An 18,491-nucleotide genomic window follows, 5' to 3' on the forward strand; every position below is an offset into this window, starting at 1 on the left:
TTCTCTTGCTTAACGCAAGTACGGGAGCTAAGTTGGGCCTGGATGATAAGTTATAACGAAGAGCGACCTCATGAATCACTAGGCAATCTACCGCCGAGTGAATTTAAGCGATGCGTAACGGCAAAAGTCTCTAGTTATGAACTGTGCGCTTGACGGTAAGTCTACGCTAGCTCCTGAATAATTAATGGATACTAGGTATAGGAATATTTTCAAAAATTAGTGCGTTAATTTCACAACTATGAATTTAGTGTCCCAAATTTGTCCCAAAAACAAAAAGGGCCACCATTTCTGGTGACCCTTTTAATGCGGAGAACCGCATGTATTCTGGTGCCGGCTAAAGGAGTTGAACCCTCGACCTTCGCATTACAAGTGCGCTGCTCTACCAACTGAGCTAAGCCGGCTAAAACATTATTATATGACTACCTTTTTTTAAAAGCAACCATTATTTTACGATTTTCAAATGACTGCGCGCTGGAGGCGGGTCCTTGGGCGCATTATCGTCTTTTGATGAGGATAGATCATCGCTATAAGGGTTGGAGTCAGTGACTTCAAAGCCCATACCGGCACCTGTTTCGCGTGCAAAAATAGCAGATACAGCAGCCACAGGAACGAAGATGTCTTCGGTAACGCCGTTGAAGCGAGCTTGAAACTCGATGTAGTCGTTACCTAGGTTTAGCATATTGGTAGCGAGTAAGCCGATATTCAAGGTGATTTGATCGTCCTGAACGTGACTCATGGGTACAACGGTGTTTTCGTCCACGTGCACCACAATGTGGGGCGTGTAGCCGTTGTCTGTACACCACTCATGTAGAGCACGCAGTAAATAGGGTTTAGTCGAACTTTCCGGCATATTAGCGACGCATCACTTTTTCGGAGGGGGTGAGAGCTTCGATAAAGGCAGGGCGAGAGAACACGCGCTCACCATATTTTTGGATAGGTGCTGCAGATTTAGGAAGTTCAATATTGTAGTGATCCAGACGCCAGAGTAAAGGAGCGATCGCTACATCTAGCATAGAGAACTCTTCACCAAGCATGTATTTATTTTTAGTCAAAATTGGGGCGATTTGGGCTAAGCCATCGCGAATTTTTTGACGAGCTTGCTCTTGAACTTTAGCGTCTGTTTCGTTGCGGTCTTCGAGGATAGCGACTTGAGAGAACAGCTCACGTTCAAAATTGAACAAGAATAAACGGGTACGAGCACGCATAGTTGGGTCTGCGGGCATCAGCTGAGGGTGAGGAAAACGCTCATCAATGTATTCGTTGATGATGTTGGATTCGTACAGAATGAGTTCGCGCTCGACCAGAATAGGTACCTGGCCGTAAGGGTTCATCACGGAAATATCTTCGGGCTTGTTGTACAAGTCGATATCGCGAACCTCGAAGTCCATGCCTTTCTCGAACAACACAAAACGACAGCGTTGTGAAAAGGGGCAAGTGGTTCCAGAGTAGAGCACCATCATAATATGGATTCCAGTCGTGAATAAAGTTCAAAAGCCAGTGGGCTTAAATAGAAAGCCAAAAGGCTTAAACAGAAATGCGGCCTACTCTAAAAAAGAGCAGGCACGCACAGTGAATAACGAGCAAATTGGAAATTATTTGATGTCTTTCCAATAGACTTTGTTCAAGCGCCAGGCCACAAAGAAGAACAAGAACAAGAACACCATAACGCCAGCACCAATTTGCTTGCGTAGGGTTTGCACTGGTTCAGCCATCCAGCCTAAGAAGTTGCTCAGATCAGCAACATCGCTATCGAACTGAGCTTGACGTTGTGGGTCAAGCGGAGTCAAGGTGGCGGTTTCAGTGGCAGGGCCAGTGTAACCATTTAGCACCTCGGTCTTCACATCGTGAAAACCGTGCTCGTCGATATTTGTTGTTGTACGTACCCATTGCTCGGATCCATCAACGGATTGTTGAGCAACTTTAACGCGTTGAGTCGTCACAGGGCCTTGGGCTTGCCACATAGCATGAGGCATACCAACGCTTGGGAAAACCAGGTTATCCCAGCCTGTTGGACGGGCTGTGTCCCGATAGAACGTGCGTAGGTACGTATAAATGTAATCGGTACCGCTTGCGCCTAAGTTAACGGATTTTGCACGAGCAATTACCGATAAGTCAGGTGGAGTCGTACCAAACCATTTGTTACTGTCAGCGGGCGACATAGCGATAGACATCAAAGAACCCACTTTATCAGAGGAGAAAAGCAAGTTTTTCTTGATTTCTTCTTCGGTGATACCTAAGTCGGTTAATTTGTTGTAGCGCATGGAGTTCGCGCTGTGACAGTTCAAACAGTAGTTAACGAATAGCTTAGCACCATTTTGCAAAGCAGCAAGATCAGTGATGCGATTCGGGGCGCTCTCGATGGGGTAACCACCATCAGCGGCGTGAGTAACACCACCGATGGATAATGTGAGAGCCAGCGCGCCAAGGATTTTTTTAATCATGGTCATTCCGTGTCGTAAAAGGTCCTTAGTGAGCGCGGAAAGTTACGCGCTCGGGAACTGGCTTGAAGGTGCCTAGGCGGCTCCAAACAGGCATCAGGAAGAAGAAGGCAAGGTAAATCACCGTACCAATCTGGCTGAGCAAGTTGAATAAGTCGCTTGGGGGTTGTGTACCTAAATAGCCCAACATCACGAAATTGATCATGAATACCGCGTACAAGAATTTATGCCATGTAGGACGGTAACGGATCGATTTAACTGGGCTCTGATCTAGCCATGGTAGGAAGAACAGAATGACTACAGTACCACCCATCGCAACCACACCCCAGAATTTAGCGTCAAACACTTTTAGTGCGATAGCGACGGCAATTAGGATGGCAGGCACGAGGAAGCGCATTTTTCCAGGTAGACCTTTGATGAGGAATACCACAGCAGCCAACAACGAAGCACCAGCTAAGAGCCAAGTAAAGTCGTCAGTGGTTGCACGCAACATGGAGTAGAACGGGGTGAAATACCACACTGGAGCAATATGCGGAGGGGTTTTCATGGAGTCTGCAGGAATGAAGTTATTGAACTCCAAGAAGTATCCGCCCATCTCTGGGGCAAAAAATACGATTGCTGCAAAAACAATGAGGAAGCCCGCCACACCTACAATATCGTGTACCGAGTAGTAAGGGTGGAATGGGATACCGTCTAAAGGGATACCTTTTTCGTCTTTTGGACCGTCTTTGATCTCTACGCCATCGGGGTTGTTAGAGCCAACCTCGTGTAAAGCGATCAAGTGAGCGGCTACTAAGCCAATCAGCACCAAAGGAATAGCGATGACGTGTAGGGCAAAGAAGCGGTTTAGAGTGGCGTCAGAAACTACGTAGTCACCACGAATCCAAATAGCGAGCTCAGGGCCGATAAAGGGGATAGCAGCAAACAAGTTCACAATAACTTGAGCGCCCCAGTAGGACATTTGACCCCAGGGTAGTAAATAACCCAGGAAGGCCTCGGCCATTAAACAGAGGAAAATGGCCACACCGAAAATCCACACTAATTCGCGCGGTTTACGGTAGGAACCATAAAAAAGACCACGTAGCATGTGTAAGTACACAACTACGAAGAACATAGATGCGCCAGTTGAGTGCATGTAGCGGATAATCCAGCCACCTGGCACCTCGCGCATGATGTATTCAACCGAAGCAAAAGCGAGTTCTGCATCTGGTTTGTAGTTCATGACAAGGAAAATACCTGTCACGATTTGAATAACAAGAACGAGTAACGCTAAAGAACCAAAGAAATACCAAAAGTTGAAGTTCTTTGGCGCGTAGTATTCGGACATGTGCTCTTTGTAGAGAGAGCTAAGCGGGAAGCGCCTATCTATCCACCCTAAGAGACCTGTCGTTTCAACGGTTTTGTCGCCAGCCATGAAACGGCTCCTTTAATCTTTTTAAGTAATGAGATTGTAAATTACCTGTTAGGCCTTGTTGTTTTCGTCTACACCGATGATGATGCGAGTACCATCAGCAGAGAATTCATAAGGCGGGATCTCAAGGTTATCGGGAGCAGGTTTGTTGGTGAAGACACGACCTGCGAGATCAAATGTTGAGCCATGGCATGGGCAGAGAAAACCACCTGTCCAGCTAGAGGGCACGCCGGGTTGTGCGCCAGAGTCTAAACGTGGGGTAGGAGAGCAGCCTAAGTGGGTGCAAATTCCGATACATACGAAGATCTCGGGACGGCGCGAACGGTATTCGTTTTTAGCGTAGTCTGGAGTGAAGCCGGGACGATTTGATTGGGGGTCGGCGAGTTCGTTGTCGATGGTTTTCAAAGCAGCTAGCTGGGCTTCAGTACGATGCAAAATCCAGATAGGATTGCCGCGCCACTCTACGGTACGCATTTCGCCTGGGGCTAGTGTAGAAATGTCGACTTCAACGGGCGCGCCTGCAGCACGGGCCTTAGCCGAAGGGGCAAACGAGCCCACGAAGGGGACTGCGGTAGCCACACCGGCGACACCACCAACCGCACAGGCGGTAGTGACCCAAAAACGGCGCGAAGGGTCGGACGGGAGAATGGAATTTTCTTCCGCTCCGTTTTCGTTGGGCTGTGTCGTAATCTGACTCATTCTAGTATCCTTATTCCTGCCCACGTTGGGCGTAGCACAATTTACGGACTTGGTCTGGGTATTGTTATTGCAGCTATATATTATAGCGTTAGCAAATTTTCTGTGATGTCATTAAGAGGTTTATATGAGTAAAACCACCGGTTTTTTAAAAGAGTTCCGCGAATTTGCCGTTAAGGGCAATATGATTGACCTAGCCGTCGGCGTAATTATCGGTGGTGCTTTTGGCAAAATCATTGATTCTATCGTCAAGGATGTGATCATGCCGATCATTAGTTTTATCCTTGGCGGCGAAGTCGATTTTGCCAATAAGTTTACCGTACTACGTACACCCGAAGGCTATACCGGTGCGCATACGTTAGATGAGCTAAATGCAGCAGGCGCTGTCGTATTGGCTTGGGGCAACTTTTTGACCATCTTTATCAACTTTATTTTGTTGGCCTTTGTGGTCTTTTTGATGGTTAAGATGGTTAACCGTATGCGTCAAGCTGTTCAACACGAAGAAGCCGCCGCACCCGCTGCACCTGCACCTACGCCAGAAGACGTGGTGTTGCTGCGCGAGATTCGCGATGCTTTAAAAAACAAGAATGCTTAATGAGTGAATCGCGCTAATTGTACATTAAAGCCCGTGTAATACGGGCTTTATTACATTAAATGGGGTTGTTTATGTCTAAAAAATCGACATTCAGGCCGAACTTTTCAGCTATTTTTTCGCCTAAGGCTTTTACACCATAGCGTTCGGTGGCGTGATGCCCTGCACCGATATAGGCGGTATCTGACTCTTGAGCATAGTGAAAAGTCGGTTCTGAGGCTTCGCCACTGATATATAAGTCGACGCCTGCATCAATGGCTTCTTGCATAAAACCTTGAGCTCCACCGGTACACCAAGCAACACGTTGAATAATTTGTTGTGGATTTCCTACAACAAGTGGGCTGCGTTGCAATTTTTGACAAATATTTTTTGCTAGGTTTTCTAGGGTTTCAGGCTGATCTAAATAGCCCGTTTGTATTAGGTTGCTAGGGCCAATTCCAACGGGTCTACCTTCCTCATCCAGATCCTGACGAAGTCCTAGTTGCCGGGCAAGCTGAGTGTTATTGCCGACAATAGGGTGGGCATCTAAAGGTAAATGATACGCAATCAGATTTAGATCGTGTTTTAGGGCAAAGGCAAGACGCTTTTTTTTCATACCGCGAATGCGTTCATCCTCATTTTTCCAAAACCAACCGTGATGAACCAATACAGTGTCCGCACCGCGTTCAACAGCGGCCTCTAAGAGAGCTTGGGATGCCGTGACCCCCGTCACAATATGACGTACGGTGGGAGCCCCTTCGACCTGTAAGCCATTAGGGCAGTAATCCTTGAAGCGAGAGACTTCTAAGTATTGATCTAGCCATTGTAGTAGCGTGGAGGTGTTTATACTCGCCATGTGTAATACCTAACTAAGAAAAGGAGACAGATATGCAGATTCTAACGTATGGAGCAGATAGCACCCAATTTGTACAGTGGTTTGAGCCGATTTGTTCTAAAGATCAGGTGAAAGGCACGATTGTGTTAGTGCATGGAGGGTTTTGGCGTAAATCGTATGACTTACATTTAATGGACCCATTAGCAGATTATTTTTTGCAAAATGATTGGGCTGTCGCAAATGTGGAGTACAGACGGGCAGACTGTGGTGGAGATTGGCCAACTATTTTGCACGACGTAGAGGCTGCAATGGCCTGTGCTAAAGACCAAGCGTTGCAACAAGGTTATGCGCATCGGGTCATTAGTGTGGGGCATTCTGTTGGGGGGCAGTTAGTCTTGCTAACGGCACCGTTGATGGATGCTGTGGTGGCATTGGCTCCCGTAACTGATGTAATCCGAGCTTATAACGATCATTTAGGTGAGAGTGCAGCTCAGGCTTTTTTCCAGCGCTCCCCTGCAAAGGCTCCTGAATGCTTTTTGTCGGCATCGCCGATCGCGCAATTACCGCTGCAGACACGAACGCTAGTGGTTCATGGCAGTGTAGATGAGCGTGTACCGGTAGAGTATGCCCGTGATTATTGTCGTCAGGCTGTGTTCATGGGGGATGAAATAAGCTATTGGGAAGAGCGTCTAACTCACCGAGAGGTGATAGATCCGAATCAGCCTTTTTGGGATAGAGTGCAGCTTTGGTTGCTGCAGTAGGGGGTAGCGCGCTCTCTGAGGTGATAATGAGAGCGTTTTGTACATCATCAATCACGGATGTGTACCCATGAGGGTGTTGTGGCTATTTTGTAGCGTGTAACACGTATTGAATAATGGCTTCGCGTTCGGATTCTTCGAGGCTATCGGCAAACGAGGGCATAGCACCCATGCCTTCCATCATTGTTTTGCGAATGCGGTCCGCATCAGGCTGTAATTCGTCTAAGTCAGGGCCAATCGTACCGGCAGCACCGGCATCCTCAAGCGTGTGACAAACGGCACAGGCGATGGGTTTCGCATTAGCGCTAAATAAAAGCTTGCCCTCTTCGAGTTGAGCTGCATCTGCAGCCATAGAAAGAGGACTAGCAGCCAAGAGAGCTGCTGAAAAAAGTAAAGATGATAGTTTTTGCATTATTTCTGTGTGTGTAAAACGAGTAGAAGGCCGAGGATAAGTCAGCCTTCTGTCGTTGTATATGCAGGGTTATACGTAGAGGTTAGGCTACGGTGATAGTTAGAGCGTGATCTGCCCAGCTATTATTTAAGTAACCACGGTTGTTTTCTAGGCGATTTTCTGGCTGAACATCGCCTGCTTTGTTTGTTGCACGGCTAGTGATTGAGTATTCGCCCGCTTTTAGTTCTGTGGATAGTACAAATTGACGCCAAGCGTATGGGCCTAAATCAGGACCAATAAATTCGGCTTTTTGCCAATTTTTACCACCATCAAGAGAAACCTCTACACCAGTTACCTCAGAGGTACCGCCCATGGCTAAACCTTGGACTTGAACTTTACCGGCTTTAACGGTTTGCTCGGCTTCGCCTGCAGGATAAGTAATCCAGGACTTAACAGGCATTTTCCATACAGATTGGTGGGCAGGAGCGCCTTTTTCGCCCATTGGGGCTAAGCGATAACCTGACTGTTGGATATTGGCTGGGGACTGCTCCTCGGTGAAGGCTAAACGTTTGATGTATTTCACGTTGTTCACGCCCGTGTAGCCAGGAACCACCATACGTAAAGGGCCACCATGGGCTAGGGGGATAGGTTCGCCATTGATTTCCCACGCTAAGAGTGCGTCTTCGATGCCTTCGAGAGGGACGGAGCGTTCAACTTGAATAGTGTTTGGGTCTAGGCCCTCTGGGATAGGCTCACCACCTGTACCTGTCATGTACTGGGCTGACTCAACCATGCCGCCGACTTGTTCAAGCAGTGTTTTTACTGGGATACCTGTGAATACGACACAGCCCGCAGCACCTACCGTCCATTGTGTACCACTTGGTTTTTCAGGGAAATAGGCGCGACCGTTACCGGAACATTGTAAAACCATAGCGACAGAGGCCATACCCATGGTTTTAAGGTCAGCTACAGTTAATGTTGTTGGATTTTTGACGCCCTCGATTTTTAGCTCCCAGACATCGGGGTTAGCCACGATGTCTTCGGAGGGAGGCGCGATGTTATTGCGAACGAATAATCGGTCTAATGGGGTAATAACGCCGCTGCCAAAAGCAGAGCGTTTGGTTTCCATGGTGTTAGCACTATGGATAATGAGGCTATCTGTGTTTTTCCAGCTGGCGTAGGCCGGTAAAGGCTTAGCCGCGTCTTTTGTTGTGGAAGCTAAGGCTTTAGCTGCGGGGCTAAGGGCGCCAAATGCACCGATAGAAGCGAGGCCGATGGCGCCGCCTGTACTGGTTAATAGTGTACGACGAGACACGTTTACCGTATTCATATTTCACCTTGTGTAGTCTAGTTGCTTTAGGCGTAAAGCATAAGGTGAAAGATATAAAAGTAATAGGCGATATAACCCTAGTATATAACGCAATAACGGAACTAAAAGTTCCGTTATTTTTCGCTTTAGGCTTCTTGCTCGATGTCGATGGCATCCGGCTTTTTAATTAAATTAGCGCAGATAATTCCGACCTCGTAGAGTAAACATAATGGGCCAGCTAACAAAAACTGACTGATTACATCAGGCGGAGTGACGACAGCAGCAATAACAAATGAGCCTACAATGACATAGCCTCGGACTTCTCGTAGCTTTTTAACAGTTGTTAGCCCCGTTTTAACGAGCAATACCACCGCAATGGGGACCTCGAAAGTAATACCAAATGCGATAAACATGGTCATTACAAAATTGAGGTAGGCCTCGATATCAGGTGCAGGAGTGATGGACTCGGGTGCAAATGCAGCGATGAAATGGAAAACGGTTTTAAAGACTACAAAATAGCTAAAGGCCATACCGGTGATGAATAGCAGTGTGCTGGAAAAAATCAACGGTAGGGCAAGGCGTTTTTCGTGTATATAGAGGCCAGGCGCTATAAAAGCCCAAGCCTGATATAAAACGACGGGTAGAGCAATCACAAAAGAAGTGAGTAAGGTGACTTTGACTGGAACCATAAATGGCGTAATTACCCCTGTGGCGATCATTCGAGTGCCTTGAGGTAAGGAGGCCAGCATGGGTTGGGCCAGAAAGTCATAAATGACGGATGGCCCAGGGTACAAGAACAGTACAAAGAACACCGCTAAGACGCTAACAACGGCCTTAAGAAGGCGTGAGCGTAACTCGACTAGGTGAGAGACGAAGGTATCGTTAGCAGGTGCTGTCATTCTTTTTTACCATCTACACTAACGTCAGAAGAGAGGGCCGGTTCAGGCTCTTTTTTCTGGGAATCGATTTTGCTGCTATCGGTAATGGATTGAGCGACTTTTTCGGTGTCTTTGCCCAATTCATTTACCGCGTCTCTGGCCTCGGCGAGAGGATCTTTGATTTGATTCCCAAATTGATTGACTGATTGTTTAATTGATGAAGACGCGTCTTCCATTTGTTTTTTAATGGAATTGATCTCGTCTAAGTCAATTTCGCGTTGAATATCGCTTTTAACGTCATTCATGTAACGCTGGGCGCGACCGAACATATGCCCTACAGTACGGGCGACGCGTGGTAGGCGCTCGGGTCCTAAGACCACGAGAGCCACCACTCCGATAAGCAGAAGTTCACTAAAGCTGATATCAAACATAGTTTTGAATGAGACGCATTAGTTATTAGATACGTCTTGCTTTTCTTTTGCTTGAACTTCGACGGTATTGTGTTGGTCAGCAACTTGCTTTGTTGGTAGGTCTTCGCTTTCGGCTTCTTTGATGCCTTTTTTGAAGCCTTTTACCGCGCCACCTAGGTCTTCGCCGATGTTACGCAATTTTTTTGTGCCGAAAACGAGTGCAACAATAACAAGAACTACTAGCCAATGCCAAATACTAAAACTACCCATGGTGGGCCTCCGTTATGCAACTGCTGTTGCTGTGGTTTTCCAAGGGCGTGGGCCCCCAAGAATATGTAAATGTAGGTGATCGATTTCCTGCCCACCGTCTTTTCCGCTGTTGATGACCAGACGATAGCCACCTTCGGCACCTGCACGACAGCCATTTTCGGCAGCGATTTTAGGTACTAAAGTCATCATTTTGCCCAACCACATAGCATCATCGCCTGTGACCTGTTGCATGGAGACAATATGGTGTTTAGGAACCAGCAAGATATGGACTGGAGCCACGGGGTTAATGTCTTTGAAGGCGATGAACTCATCGTCCTCGTAAACTTTAGTAGAGGGAATGCTGCCCTCTACTATTTTGCAAAATAAGCAGTTTTGACTCATGTGTGCAATGGGGTGTATGACACACCTTCGTAATTAGATTATTAGTTAACACGACTATTTCAGTAGTGTATTGTGCCACATTAGGATTGTGGGCGGCTTGCTTTTTCGACTAAACCGGAAATACCTTGGCGTTTAGCTAGTTCAGCGAAAATCTCTTTAGGATTAACATCATAATAGTTCAAAGCGACTAAAGTATGAAACCAGAGGTCTGCTGTCTCGTTAACGATAGCTTGATGATTTTGATCTTTGGCAGCCATGACTAATTCAGTGGCTTCTTCGCCGATTTTTTTCAAAAAAGCATCCGGGCCTTTGGCATACAGTTTGGCCACATAGGAGCTATCTGGATCACCGCCTGCTTTGGGTAGGCGTGATGCTAATACAGCCATGAGTTCAGTTAACACTAAATCAGCATTCATGAGTAAATAGAATCCGGATCTTTAAGGACTGGTTCAGTGATTTCCCATGTGGGTGTATCACCATCGGTGTTGAGTCGTTGATAAAAGCAGCTATTGCGGCCGGTATGGCACGCAATATCACCATGTTGCTCGATGGTAAGTAGAATCACATCTGCATCGCAGTCTAAACGAATGTCTTTGACGGATTGATGATGACCTGATTCTTCGCCTTTGCGCCATAAACGTTGTCTAGACCTAGACCAGTATACGGCACGCTGCGAGGCAACGGTTTGGGCTAGAGATTCGGCGTTCATCCATGCCACCATCAGAATTTTGCCGGTGAGATGGTCTTGAGCAATGGCCGGGATAAGGCCATTGCTGTCAAAACGCACTTGTTTTAACCAGGAGGATGTCATCGTACTGTTATGCCCTGATCGGACAAGAATGATTTGGCTTCAGCGATAGTATGTTCACCATAGTGAAAAATACTGGCTGCCAATACCGCAGAGGCACCCCCTTTTAATACACCATCCGCTAAGTCTTGAAGATTGCCTACACCACCTGAGGCAGTGACTGGAATAGTTACGGCATCGGCAATCGCACGGGTGAGCGCTAAATCAAAGCCTGATTTAGTCCCGTCTTTATCCATACTGGTGACAAGTAATTCACCTGCCCCTAAGGATTCCATGCGTTGAGCCCATTCGACGGCATCAATGCCTGTGGCACGCTGACCACCATGGGTATAAATTTCCCAAGCTTTAGGTTGGCCTTCAGCGGAGCTTAAACGGGCATCAATAGCGACAATGATACTGTTTTTACCAAACTTTTCACTGGCGGCTTTGATTAGGTCAGGATTCGTGATGGCGGCACTATTGATAGACACGCGGCTTGCACCTGCATCCATTAGGCGCTGTATATCAGAGACCTCACGTACACCACCACCTACAGTGAGTGGTATAGAGATGCTTTGCGCGACTTCAGAGACAATAGAGTAAATGGAGTCACGGTTTTCTGTGGTAGCAGAAATATCAAGCAAGGTGAGTTCATCCGCACCTTGTTCTTCATAGCGACGTGCAATTTCAACGGGGTCCCCTGCATCGACTAAATCGACAAAATTTACGCCTTTAACAACGCGACCCGCGTTTACATCAAGGCAGGGGATAATACGGCAAGATTGGTCAGATTTCATGCTTCGTACTCGTCAACAAAGGTTTGCGCCTTGGCGAAATCCAAGGTGCCTTCGTAGATACTACGACCTAAAATCACGCCTTCAACGCCCTCGTTTTCGACTTCGCAGAGCTGTTGAATGTCTTTGATGTCGGTGACGCCGCCAGAGGCTATTACAGGGATATTGACATGTTGAGCTAGACGCACAGTGGCTTCAAGGTTGACGCCAGAGAGCATGCCATCACGACCAATGTCAGTGTAAATGATGGACTCACAGCCGTAGTCTTCGAACTTTTTGGCTAGGTCTAATACATCATGACGTGAGACTTTGCTCCAGCCATCAGTAGCGACTTTGCCATCGCGAGCATCTAAGCCCACGATAATGCTGCCAGGGAATGCACTACATGCATCACGTAAAAAACCAGGGCTTTTTACGGCTGCGGTGCCAATAATGACATAGCGCATGCCCATGTCTAAGTAAGTTTCAATGGTGTCTAAATCGCGAATGCCACCGCCAATTTGTACGGGGATTTCGTCATTAACCGCATCTAAAATAGCGGCAATGGCCTCTTTGTTTACTGGTTTTCCAGCAAAAGCGCCGTTTAAGTCGACCAAATGCAGACGGCGAGCGCCCTGATCTAACCATTGTTCGGCAATGGCTGCTGGGTCATCAGAAAATACTGTAACGTCATCTAAGGCGCCTTGGCGCAAGCGTACACAACGTCCGTCTTTAAGGTCGATGGCAGGAATGAGTAACATGATGTAGAGTCGATAAAAGCGTAAAATTAACGGGCTGGGATTAAAGAACACCTTTGGTGGAAGGAATCACGTTTTCACTACGTGGGTCCAATTCCAGTGCCATGCGTACTGCACGGCCAAAAGCCTTAAAAATGGTTTCGCACTGGTGGTGAGCATTTAAACCACGTAGGTTATCAATGTGAACGGTTGCGTTGGCATGGTTAACAAAGCCTTGGAAGAACTCACGGGCTAAGTCCACATCAAAATTACCAATGCGAGCACGGGTAAAGTCCACAAAATAAAATAAACCAGGACGACCTGAGAAATCAATCGCAACGCGTGATAGCGCCTCGTCCATAGGAACGTAGGCATGACCATAGCGACGAATACCGGCTTTATCGCCAATGGCTTTTGCCACGGCTTGGCCTAGTGTAATACCAATGTCTTCAACGGTATGGTGGTCATCAATCTGTGTGTCGCCATCACAGTGAATATCTAAATCAATCATGCCATGACGGGCAATTTGGTCCAGCATATGATCCAAAAACGGGACACCACTGTTTAGGCTTTGGCGACCTGTACCATCCAAATTAAGAGACACGCGAATACGGGTTTCGCTGGTATTACGAGTAACTTCGGCAGTACGCATAGTAATTAAGATAAGTTAAGAGTTCTGGAGCCGGTATTCGGCACTTGCGGCGTGAGCATATAAGCCCTCGCCTTTGGCTAGAGTTGCAGCAATAGGGCCTAATGTTTGGGCGCCAGATTGTGACACTTGAATAATACTGCTGCGTTTTTGGAAATCATAGACACCAAGGGGTGAGGAAAAACGCGCAGTGCGAGAAGTGGGTAGAACATGATTGGGCCCTGCACAGTAGTCTCCGAGAGATTCAGAGCTGTAGTGGCCAAGAAATATAGCCCCAGCATGACGAATGTGTTCAAGCCAGGTTTCAGGGTTTACGGTAGAGATCTCTAGGTGCTCGGGGGCAATGAAGTTAGCTACTTCGCAGGCCTCGGGAAGATCTTTAACTAAGATAAGTGCGCCACGGTCGGCCAAGCTTTTACGAATAATATCGGCGCGAGGCATCGTGGGCAAAAGCGCTACGATGGCGTTTTCTACTGCATCCAAATAATCGGCATTTGGGCTTAATAGAATGGATTGGGCTAACTCATCATGCTCGGCCTGAGAGAACAAGTCCATGGCGACCCATTCTGCTGGGGCGCTCCCATCTGCGATGATGAGAATTTCGCTTGGACCAGCAATCATGTCGATGCCAACTGTACCAAAAACGCGACGTTTGGCTTCGGCGACATACGCGTTACCTGGACCCACAATTTTATCTACGGGTTGAATGGTTTCTGTACCATAAGCTAAAGCACCTACTGCCTGAGCACCACCAATCGAGTAGACCTTGTCTACACCACTGAGGGCAGCGGCAGCCAAAACCAACTGATTGCGTTCGCCTTTAGGGGTGGGGGTAACCATGATGAGTTCTCTAACCCCGGCTACCTTAGCGGGAAGGGCATTCATCAACACCGAAGAGGGGTAAGCGGCTTTTCCGCCGGGTACATATAAGCCCACACGGTCTAAGGGGGTCACCTGTTGACCTAAGGTCGTGCCGTCGTCCTCGGTGTAAGTCCAGCTTTTACCACGTTGATGTTCGTGGTACTGACGTATACGCTGCGCTGCGGCCTCTAGGGCTGCACGCTGATCGGCAGGAAGCGTATCCAAAGCATGCTGTAGTTCGTCGTGTCCGATTTCTAGATCGGCTGCATGTTGTACCTGTACACCATCAAAACGATGGGTGTATTCGATTAAAGCGGCATCACCACGTTGGCGGATTTGATGCAGAATGTCTCTACAGGCGTTTTCAATAGAAGCGTCTTGGGTGGCCTCGAAGGCTAGTAGTTGACGCAGGTCGGTAGAAAAACTGGCAGTATCGGACTGCAAACGACGAATAACGGACATAACAAAGGGGATTCCAAAGCAAATACGTAAGGTTAGTGTATATCGAATCGCCTAGTTTTGGTTTTTTGGATCGACCGCTGCGTGCATTAAGGTGTCAATTAACGGTTGTAGTTGCGCTTGGCGTGTCTTCATGGCTGCTTGATTGATAATCAAACGAGAGGAAATTTGAGAGATTTCCTCGACCTCGACTAAGCGGTTTGCACGCAACGTGCCGCCTGTAGATACCAAATCCACGATGGCATCGGCCAAGCCGACCAAAGGCGCAAGCTCCATAGAGCCATAGAGCTTAATAAGATCAATATACACGCCTTTACTGGCAAAGTGTTCACGGGCTGCACGTGTGTATTTTGTTGCAACACGTAGGCGTGAGCCTTGTTTAACAGCACTGTGATAGTCAAAGCCTTCGGGTACAGCAACAGACATGCGACAGCGAGCAATATTTAAGTCTACAGGCTGATACAAACCGCCAGGGTGTTGCTCCATGTGCTCGTGCAGAACATCTTTACCCGCAATACCAATATGAGCAGCACCATATTGCACATAAGTAGGCACATCGGTAGCGCGCACGATAATAATTTGTATATCGGGCGAGTTAGTTGGCAAGATCAATTTGCGCGAGGTTTCTGGGTTTTCTAGGACTTCGATACCGGCCTGATTGAGCAGGGGTAGGGTGTCGTCAAAAATGCGACCTTTTGATAATGCTAAGGTCAATGGGCGGTTTGGATTAGCGGGACTCATAGGGATTCCTGACGTAGACGTTCAATCTGAGCGCCAACGGCTGCGAGTTTATTTTCCATGCGGTCGTAACCGCGATCTAAGTGATAAATACGATCAATAATAGTATCGCCTTGGGCGGCTAAGCCAGCGATAACAAGGCTGGCAGAGGCGCGTAGGTCGGTTGCCATAACGCGAGCACCAAACAGTTGGTTTACCCCTTTTACATGGGCGGTATGGCCTTCGGTTTCGATTTTAGCGCCAAGGCGAATCAGTTCCTGTACATGCATGAACCGATTTTCAAAGATATTTTCTACGATGACAGCAGTGCCATTAGCCATACAGTTCAGGGCCATCAGTTGAGCTTGCATATCTGTAGGAAAACCAGGGTGCTCGGCAGTGCTGAAGCTAACGGCCTGAGGGCGTTGTGTCATACGACCTCGAATCCAGTTATCACCGCACTCAATGTCTATGCCTGATTTACGTAGTTTATCTAAGGTAGATTGCATCGTGGTTGCAGCGGTGTTGTGCAGCATGAGTTCGCCGCCCGTTGCGCCGACTGCGCACAGGAACGTGCCGGTTTCGATACGATCTGGAATGATGGAATGGGTTGCGCCGTGTAGTTTTTCTACGCCCTGAATCACGATGCGTTCGGTACCATGACCGGAAATACGCGCACCCATTTTGATTAGCAGTTCGGCTAAATCAACGATTTCAGGTTCTTGGGCAGCATTTTCTAGGATGGTTTCGCCCTCGGCAAGAGCCGCAGCCATTAGTAGGTTTTCAGTGCCAGTCACTGTGACCATATCGGTGCGTATAGACGCCCCTTTGAGGCGTTTAGCTTTGGCAACCACAAAACCGTGTTCTAGTTCGATAGTTGCGCCCATGGCTCGTAGACCTTTGATGTGTTGGTCAACAGGGCGTTGGCCAATGGCACAGCCGCCGGGAAGGCTAACGCGGGCTTCGCCAAAGCGAGCCAGTAATGGGCCTAAAACTAAAATGGAAGCCCGCATGGTTTTTACCAATTCGTAAGGGGCTTCGAGGCTAGTGATTTGACCGGCGTTAAGGGTGATGTTTTCCCCATCGACCTGAGCCGTTACGCCGAGTTGAGCAAGTAGTTTACAGGCTGTATCAATATCGCGTAACCGAGGTACGTTGTGCAGTTGTATATCGTCTGCCGTGAGCAAACTGGCACAAAGTATAGGTAACGCCGCATTCTTGGCGCCAGAAATTGTAATGTCCCCGTGGAGTTTCTGGCCACCGGTGATGCGTAATTTATCCATTATAGAGCCTTGTATTCTTCGGGGGTGTAGGTGCGCATAGAGAGGGCATGAATTTCGCTTTTCATGCGATCACCCAGTGCCGCATAGACAACTTGGTGACGCTGGATACGATTTTTGCCTTCAAAGGCAGGACTAACGATAATAGCCTCAAAGTGAGAACCATCGCCTTGGACTTCGAGGTGCTCACAGTTTAAGTTGTCGGCAATGTACGTTTGTACGAGTTCGGGTGTCGGCAACATAGTATTAATTCCGTAATTTATAGCCTGAAGCAAGCAGGCGTAGCGATAAGAAACAAAGTACCGCAAACACAGAGCCTACGACGGCAAGACTATGCCATGGCGAGACGTCTGAGGCGGCGAAAAAACCGTAACGAAAACCATCTATCGTATAAAAGATAGGGTTCCAGTGTGAGACAGCCTGCCAGAAAGCGGGCAGACTGTGTATAGAGTAAAACACGCCGGATAAAAAAGTCGCAGGCATGATTAAAAAATTCTGGAAAGCGGCGAGTTGATCAAATTTTTCTGACCACAATCCGGCAATAACGCCTAGAGAGCCCATAATACCGCAAGATAAGACGGCAAAGCTAATGACCCACAATGGATTTGCAACAGGAAGTCGTACAAAAAATAGGGAAACAAGCCAAACGAAAATACCGACGGTTAACCCGCGAATGATGGCTGCACCTACATAAGCAAAATAAATTTCACGATGCGAAATAGGTGGCAGCAAAATAAAGACTAAGTTCCCTGTGATACGGCTTTGAATCAGGGAGGATGAGGGGTTAGCAAAGGCATTTTGCAACATACTCATCATCATCAATCCCGGAATCAAGAAAGCGGTATACGGGATAGAGTCAAAAACATGGACTCGGTCTTCGAGTACATGCGCAAAAATCAACAGATATAACAAGGCGGTAAGTACAGGGGCCGCCACAGTTTGAAAGCCAACTTTAAAAAAGCGCAGCATTTCTTTGCGAAATAGGGTGGGGAAACCGGACCCCATAGCAGGCTGGGCTTGCATGATTGGCTGATTGACCCGCGAGCTATCGGTGGGTGCGGGCACACCCCAATGTTTTACAGGTTGAGTCATAGTTACTTTTCTGTATGCATAATGCGAACAAAGGCGTCTTCGAGATCATCACCGCCTACACGTTCTAATAGGGCTGCTGTGGTGTCTAGAGCAACGATTTCGCCAGATTTCAACATGGCAATACGGCCACATAAGGCCTCGGCCTCTTCGAGGTAGTGAGTGGTCAATAAGATGGTGTGACCTTCACGATTTAATCGTGAAATGAACTCCCAAAGACTACGACGTAAATCTACGTCCACCCCTGCGGTAGGTTCGTCAAGAATAATCACAGGAGGACGATGAACGAGGGCCTGAGCAACAAGAACACGACGTTTCATGCCGCCAGAGAGGGCGCGCATGTTAGTGTCGTTTTTGTCAGATAGACCTAAGTTATGCAGAATTTCATCAATCCAGTCGTCGTTATTACGCATGCCAAAATAGCCGGACTGCAGACGAAGGGTTTCTCGCACGGTAAAAAAAGGATCATAGACGATTTCTTGAGGCACAACGCCTAAGGCTCGTCGGGAGTTTTTGTAATCGTGAATGACATCGTAACCACAGATGCTGGCTTGCCCACGGGTTGCTTGTGATAAGCCTGCCAAGATCGAGATCATGGTGGTTTTACCTGCACCGTTAGGGCCTAATAAGCCGAAAAACTCACCGTGCTCTACCGTCAGGTTGATGTCTTTAAGTGCCTGAAAACTGGGGCCGTTGGCTTTGCCGAACAGTCCTTTTTTTTCAGGAGGAAAGATTTTGGAGACGTTTTCTAATTTAATTGCAGACATAGATACACAATAAAAATCTGGCTC

Annotated in this window: 26 protein-coding genes and 1 tRNA gene; 3 read left to right on the top strand and 24 right to left on the bottom strand. The window is 47.7% G+C overall.

The genetic code is table 11. The features are described 5' to 3' along the window. The coding region (locus Q0Z62_RS05705; RefSeq protein ID WP_298052040.1) for an integrase core domain-containing protein at positions 1-153 on the top strand (153 nt) is incomplete at its 5' end. Between the two features lie 172 nt (positions 154-325). Here the strand turns inward: Q0Z62_RS05705 and Q0Z62_RS05710 are convergent. The 6 genes from Q0Z62_RS05710 to petA all read right to left on the bottom strand — a co-directional run bounded on the left by Q0Z62_RS05710 (position 326) and on the right by petA (position 4,548). Continuing rightward, a tRNA-Thr gene (locus Q0Z62_RS05710) sits at positions 326-401 on the bottom strand. A gap of 41 nt (positions 402-442) precedes the next feature. After that, a complete protein-coding gene (locus Q0Z62_RS05715) occupies positions 443-850 on the bottom strand; it encodes a ClpXP protease specificity-enhancing factor (protein WP_269900865.1) in 408 nt (135 codons plus the stop codon). A 1-nt stretch (position 851) separates the two neighbouring features. Further along, entirely contained in the window at positions 852-1,460 is a 609-nt protein-coding gene (locus Q0Z62_RS05720) for a glutathione S-transferase N-terminal domain-containing protein (protein ID WP_269900864.1), read from the bottom strand. Positions 1,461-1,592: 132 nt separating this feature from the next. Further along, positions 1,593-2,447 (bottom strand): cytochrome c1, encoded by an 855-nt coding sequence (locus Q0Z62_RS05725; protein WP_269900863.1) that lies wholly within the window; start codon positions 2,445-2,447, stop codon positions 1,593-1,595. Between the two features lie 19 nt (positions 2,448-2,466). Then, complete coding sequence (locus Q0Z62_RS05730; RefSeq protein ID WP_269900862.1) at positions 2,467-3,852, bottom strand: cytochrome bc complex cytochrome b subunit; 1,386 nt, start codon at positions 3,850-3,852, stop codon at positions 2,467-2,469. Positions 3,853-3,900: 48 nt separating this feature from the next. Beyond that, positions 3,901-4,548, bottom strand: coding sequence for a ubiquinol-cytochrome c reductase iron-sulfur subunit (gene petA, locus Q0Z62_RS05735; protein WP_298051981.1), 648 nt, complete (start codon positions 4,546-4,548; stop codon positions 3,901-3,903). Between the two features lie 124 nt (positions 4,549-4,672). Between petA and mscL the strand changes: the two genes are divergently transcribed. Then, complete coding sequence (mscL, locus tag Q0Z62_RS05740; protein ID WP_269900860.1) at positions 4,673-5,140, top strand: large conductance mechanosensitive channel protein MscL; 468 nt, start codon at positions 4,673-4,675, stop codon at positions 5,138-5,140. A 55-nt stretch (positions 5,141-5,195) separates the two neighbouring features. Here the strand turns inward: mscL and Q0Z62_RS05745 are convergent, their stop codons facing one another. Continuing rightward, positions 5,196-5,972 carry a Nif3-like dinuclear metal center hexameric protein gene (locus tag Q0Z62_RS05745; RefSeq protein WP_298051986.1) on the bottom strand — a complete coding sequence of 259 codons (777 nt, stop codon included), beginning with the start codon at positions 5,970-5,972 and terminating at the stop codon, positions 5,196-5,198. A 32-nt stretch (positions 5,973-6,004) separates the two neighbouring features. Between Q0Z62_RS05745 and Q0Z62_RS05750 the strand changes: the two genes are divergently transcribed. Continuing rightward, positions 6,005-6,712, top strand: a complete 708-nt coding sequence (locus Q0Z62_RS05750) for an alpha/beta hydrolase (protein WP_298051988.1) — start codon at positions 6,005-6,007, stop codon at positions 6,710-6,712. 82 nt (positions 6,713-6,794) lie between these two features. On the opposite strand, the gene Q0Z62_RS05755 is transcribed toward Q0Z62_RS05750, so the two are convergent. The 17 genes from Q0Z62_RS05755 to Q0Z62_RS05835 form a co-directional block, all read right to left on the bottom strand. After that, a complete protein-coding gene (locus Q0Z62_RS05755; protein ID WP_269900857.1) occupies positions 6,795-7,121 on the bottom strand; it encodes a cytochrome c in 327 nt (108 codons plus the stop codon). An 82-nt stretch (positions 7,122-7,203) separates the two neighbouring features. Beyond that, positions 7,204-8,430 (bottom strand): sulfite oxidase, encoded by a 1,227-nt coding sequence (locus tag Q0Z62_RS05760; protein WP_298051993.1) that lies wholly within the window; start codon positions 8,428-8,430, stop codon positions 7,204-7,206. A gap of 125 nt (positions 8,431-8,555) precedes the next feature. Next, positions 8,556-9,308, bottom strand: coding sequence for a twin-arginine translocase subunit TatC (gene tatC, locus Q0Z62_RS05765; RefSeq protein ID WP_269900855.1), 753 nt, complete (start codon positions 9,306-9,308; stop codon positions 8,556-8,558). Beyond that, positions 9,305-9,718, bottom strand: a complete 414-nt coding sequence (gene tatB / locus Q0Z62_RS05770) for a Sec-independent protein translocase protein TatB (protein WP_269900854.1) — start codon at positions 9,716-9,718, stop codon at positions 9,305-9,307. The genes tatC and tatB overlap by 4 nt, the downstream gene beginning before the upstream one ends. Positions 9,719-9,736: 18 nt before the next feature. Continuing rightward, complete coding sequence (gene tatA, locus Q0Z62_RS05775) at positions 9,737-9,967, bottom strand: Sec-independent protein translocase subunit TatA (RefSeq protein ID WP_269900853.1); 231 nt, start codon at positions 9,965-9,967, stop codon at positions 9,737-9,739. Between the two features lie 12 nt (positions 9,968-9,979). Then, positions 9,980-10,348: a histidine triad nucleotide-binding protein gene (locus Q0Z62_RS05780; RefSeq protein ID WP_269900852.1), complete on the bottom strand. Its 369-nt coding sequence runs from the start codon at positions 10,346-10,348 to the stop codon at positions 9,980-9,982. Positions 10,349-10,428: 80 nt separating this feature from the next. Further along, positions 10,429-10,764, bottom strand: coding sequence for a phosphoribosyl-ATP diphosphatase (locus Q0Z62_RS05785; protein ID WP_269900851.1), 336 nt, complete (start codon positions 10,762-10,764; stop codon positions 10,429-10,431). Next, positions 10,761-11,159, bottom strand: a complete 399-nt coding sequence (gene hisI, locus Q0Z62_RS05790; RefSeq protein WP_269900850.1) for a phosphoribosyl-AMP cyclohydrolase — start codon at positions 11,157-11,159, stop codon at positions 10,761-10,763. The genes Q0Z62_RS05785 and hisI overlap by 4 nt, the downstream gene beginning before the upstream one ends. After that, positions 11,156-11,932, bottom strand: coding sequence for an imidazole glycerol phosphate synthase subunit HisF (hisF, locus tag Q0Z62_RS05795; RefSeq protein ID WP_269900849.1), 777 nt, complete (start codon positions 11,930-11,932; stop codon positions 11,156-11,158). Before hisF ends, hisI begins: the two co-directional genes overlap by 4 nt. Continuing rightward, on the bottom strand, positions 11,929-12,669 hold the full coding sequence (gene hisA, locus Q0Z62_RS05800) for a 1-(5-phosphoribosyl)-5-[(5-phosphoribosylamino)methylideneamino]imidazole-4-carboxamide isomerase (protein WP_269900848.1): 741 nt from the start codon (positions 12,667-12,669) through the stop codon (positions 11,929-11,931). Before hisA ends, hisF begins: the two co-directional genes overlap by 4 nt. Positions 12,670-12,709: 40 nt before the next feature. Beyond that, positions 12,710-13,297 (bottom strand): imidazoleglycerol-phosphate dehydratase HisB, encoded by a 588-nt coding sequence (gene hisB / locus Q0Z62_RS05805; RefSeq protein ID WP_269900847.1) that lies wholly within the window; start codon positions 13,295-13,297, stop codon positions 12,710-12,712. Positions 13,298-13,312: 15 nt separating this feature from the next. Beyond that, positions 13,313-14,617 (bottom strand): histidinol dehydrogenase, encoded by a 1,305-nt coding sequence (gene hisD / locus Q0Z62_RS05810; protein WP_298052004.1) that lies wholly within the window; start codon positions 14,615-14,617, stop codon positions 13,313-13,315. Between the two features lie 51 nt (positions 14,618-14,668). Beyond that, on the bottom strand, positions 14,669-15,355 hold the full coding sequence (gene hisG / locus Q0Z62_RS05815; protein ID WP_269900845.1) for an ATP phosphoribosyltransferase: 687 nt from the start codon (positions 15,353-15,355) through the stop codon (positions 14,669-14,671). After that, positions 15,352-16,614, bottom strand: coding sequence for a UDP-N-acetylglucosamine 1-carboxyvinyltransferase (gene murA, locus Q0Z62_RS05820; RefSeq protein WP_298052009.1), 1,263 nt, complete (start codon positions 16,612-16,614; stop codon positions 15,352-15,354). The genes hisG and murA overlap by 4 nt, the downstream gene beginning before the upstream one ends. Then, positions 16,614-16,853, bottom strand: coding sequence for a BolA family protein (locus Q0Z62_RS05825; RefSeq protein WP_269900843.1), 240 nt, complete (start codon positions 16,851-16,853; stop codon positions 16,614-16,616). The genes murA and Q0Z62_RS05825 overlap by 1 nt, the downstream gene beginning before the upstream one ends. Positions 16,854-16,857: 4 nt before the next feature. Continuing rightward, the gene (locus Q0Z62_RS05830) at positions 16,858-17,703 is read right to left on the bottom strand and encodes an ABC transporter permease (protein ID WP_298052012.1); all 846 of its coding nucleotides are present in this window, start codon (positions 17,701-17,703) and stop codon (positions 16,858-16,860) included. Between the two features lie 2 nt (positions 17,704-17,705). Next, entirely contained in the window at positions 17,706-18,467 is a 762-nt protein-coding gene (locus tag Q0Z62_RS05835; protein ID WP_298052015.1) for an ABC transporter ATP-binding protein, read from the bottom strand. Positions 18,468-18,491 lie beyond the last annotated feature (24 nt).

Origin of the sequence: uncultured Paenalcaligenes sp. (assembly GCF_947630565.1) — a bacterium.
Lineage (GTDB): Bacteria > Pseudomonadota > Gammaproteobacteria > Burkholderiales > Burkholderiaceae_B > Paenalcaligenes > Paenalcaligenes faecalis.

Excerpts from the sequence above, each read along its gene's own strand:
- hisB (WP_269900847.1), bottom strand. The coding sequence starts at position 13,297 with ATGCGTACTGCCGAAGTTACTCGTAATACCAGCGAAACCCGTATTCGC.
- tatC (WP_269900855.1), bottom strand. The coding sequence starts at position 9,308 with ATGACAGCACCTGCTAACGATACCTTCGTCTCTCACCTAGTCGAGTTA.
- Q0Z62_RS05715 (WP_269900865.1), bottom strand. The coding sequence starts at position 850 with ATGCCGGAAAGTTCGACTAAACCCTATTTACTGCGTGCTCTACATGAG.
- Q0Z62_RS05750 (WP_298051988.1), top strand. The coding sequence starts at position 6,005 with ATGCAGATTCTAACGTATGGAGCAGATAGCACCCAATTTGTACAGTGG.
- Q0Z62_RS05835 (WP_298052015.1), bottom strand. The coding sequence starts at position 18,467 with ATGTCTGCAATTAAATTAGAAAACGTCTCCAAAATCTTTCCTCCTGAA.
- tatB (WP_269900854.1), bottom strand. The coding sequence starts at position 9,718 with ATGTTTGATATCAGCTTTAGTGAACTTCTGCTTATCGGAGTGGTGGCT.
- Q0Z62_RS05725 (WP_269900863.1), bottom strand. The coding sequence starts at position 2,447 with ATGACCATGATTAAAAAAATCCTTGGCGCGCTGGCTCTCACATTATCC.
- tatA (WP_269900853.1), bottom strand. The coding sequence starts at position 9,967 with ATGGGTAGTTTTAGTATTTGGCATTGGCTAGTAGTTCTTGTTATTGTT.
- hisA (WP_269900848.1), bottom strand. The coding sequence starts at position 12,669 with ATGTTACTCATTCCTGCCATCGACCTTAAAGACGGACGTTGTGTACGC.
- Q0Z62_RS05720 (WP_269900864.1), bottom strand. The coding sequence starts at position 1,460 with ATGATGGTGCTCTACTCTGGAACCACTTGCCCCTTTTCACAACGCTGT.
- hisG (WP_269900845.1), bottom strand. The coding sequence starts at position 15,355 with ATGAGTCCCGCTAATCCAAACCGCCCATTGACCTTAGCATTATCAAAA.
- Q0Z62_RS05785 (WP_269900851.1), bottom strand. The coding sequence starts at position 10,764 with ATGAATGCTGATTTAGTGTTAACTGAACTCATGGCTGTATTAGCATCA.
- hisF (WP_269900849.1), bottom strand. The coding sequence starts at position 11,932 with ATGAAATCTGACCAATCTTGCCGTATTATCCCCTGCCTTGATGTAAAC.
- Q0Z62_RS05830 (WP_298052012.1), bottom strand. The coding sequence starts at position 17,703 with ATGACTCAACCTGTAAAACATTGGGGTGTGCCCGCACCCACCGATAGC.
- hisD (WP_298052004.1), bottom strand. The coding sequence starts at position 14,617 with ATGTCCGTTATTCGTCGTTTGCAGTCCGATACTGCCAGTTTTTCTACC.
- petA (WP_298051981.1), bottom strand. The coding sequence starts at position 4,548 with ATGAGTCAGATTACGACACAGCCCAACGAAAACGGAGCGGAAGAAAAT.
- hisI (WP_269900850.1), bottom strand. The coding sequence starts at position 11,159 with ATGACATCCTCCTGGTTAAAACAAGTGCGTTTTGACAGCAATGGCCTT.
- Q0Z62_RS05780 (WP_269900852.1), bottom strand. The coding sequence starts at position 10,348 with ATGAGTCAAAACTGCTTATTTTGCAAAATAGTAGAGGGCAGCATTCCC.
- Q0Z62_RS05730 (WP_269900862.1), bottom strand. The coding sequence starts at position 3,852 with ATGGCTGGCGACAAAACCGTTGAAACGACAGGTCTCTTAGGGTGGATA.
- Q0Z62_RS05760 (WP_298051993.1), bottom strand. The coding sequence starts at position 8,430 with ATGAATACGGTAAACGTGTCTCGTCGTACACTATTAACCAGTACAGGC.
- mscL (WP_269900860.1), top strand. The coding sequence starts at position 4,673 with ATGAGTAAAACCACCGGTTTTTTAAAAGAGTTCCGCGAATTTGCCGTT.
- Q0Z62_RS05755 (WP_269900857.1), bottom strand. The coding sequence starts at position 7,121 with ATGCAAAAACTATCATCTTTACTTTTTTCAGCAGCTCTCTTGGCTGCT.
- murA (WP_298052009.1), bottom strand. The coding sequence starts at position 16,614 with ATGGATAAATTACGCATCACCGGTGGCCAGAAACTCCACGGGGACATT.
- Q0Z62_RS05825 (WP_269900843.1), bottom strand. The coding sequence starts at position 16,853 with ATGTTGCCGACACCCGAACTCGTACAAACGTACATTGCCGACAACTTA.
- Q0Z62_RS05745 (WP_298051986.1), bottom strand. The coding sequence starts at position 5,972 with ATGGCGAGTATAAACACCTCCACGCTACTACAATGGCTAGATCAATAC.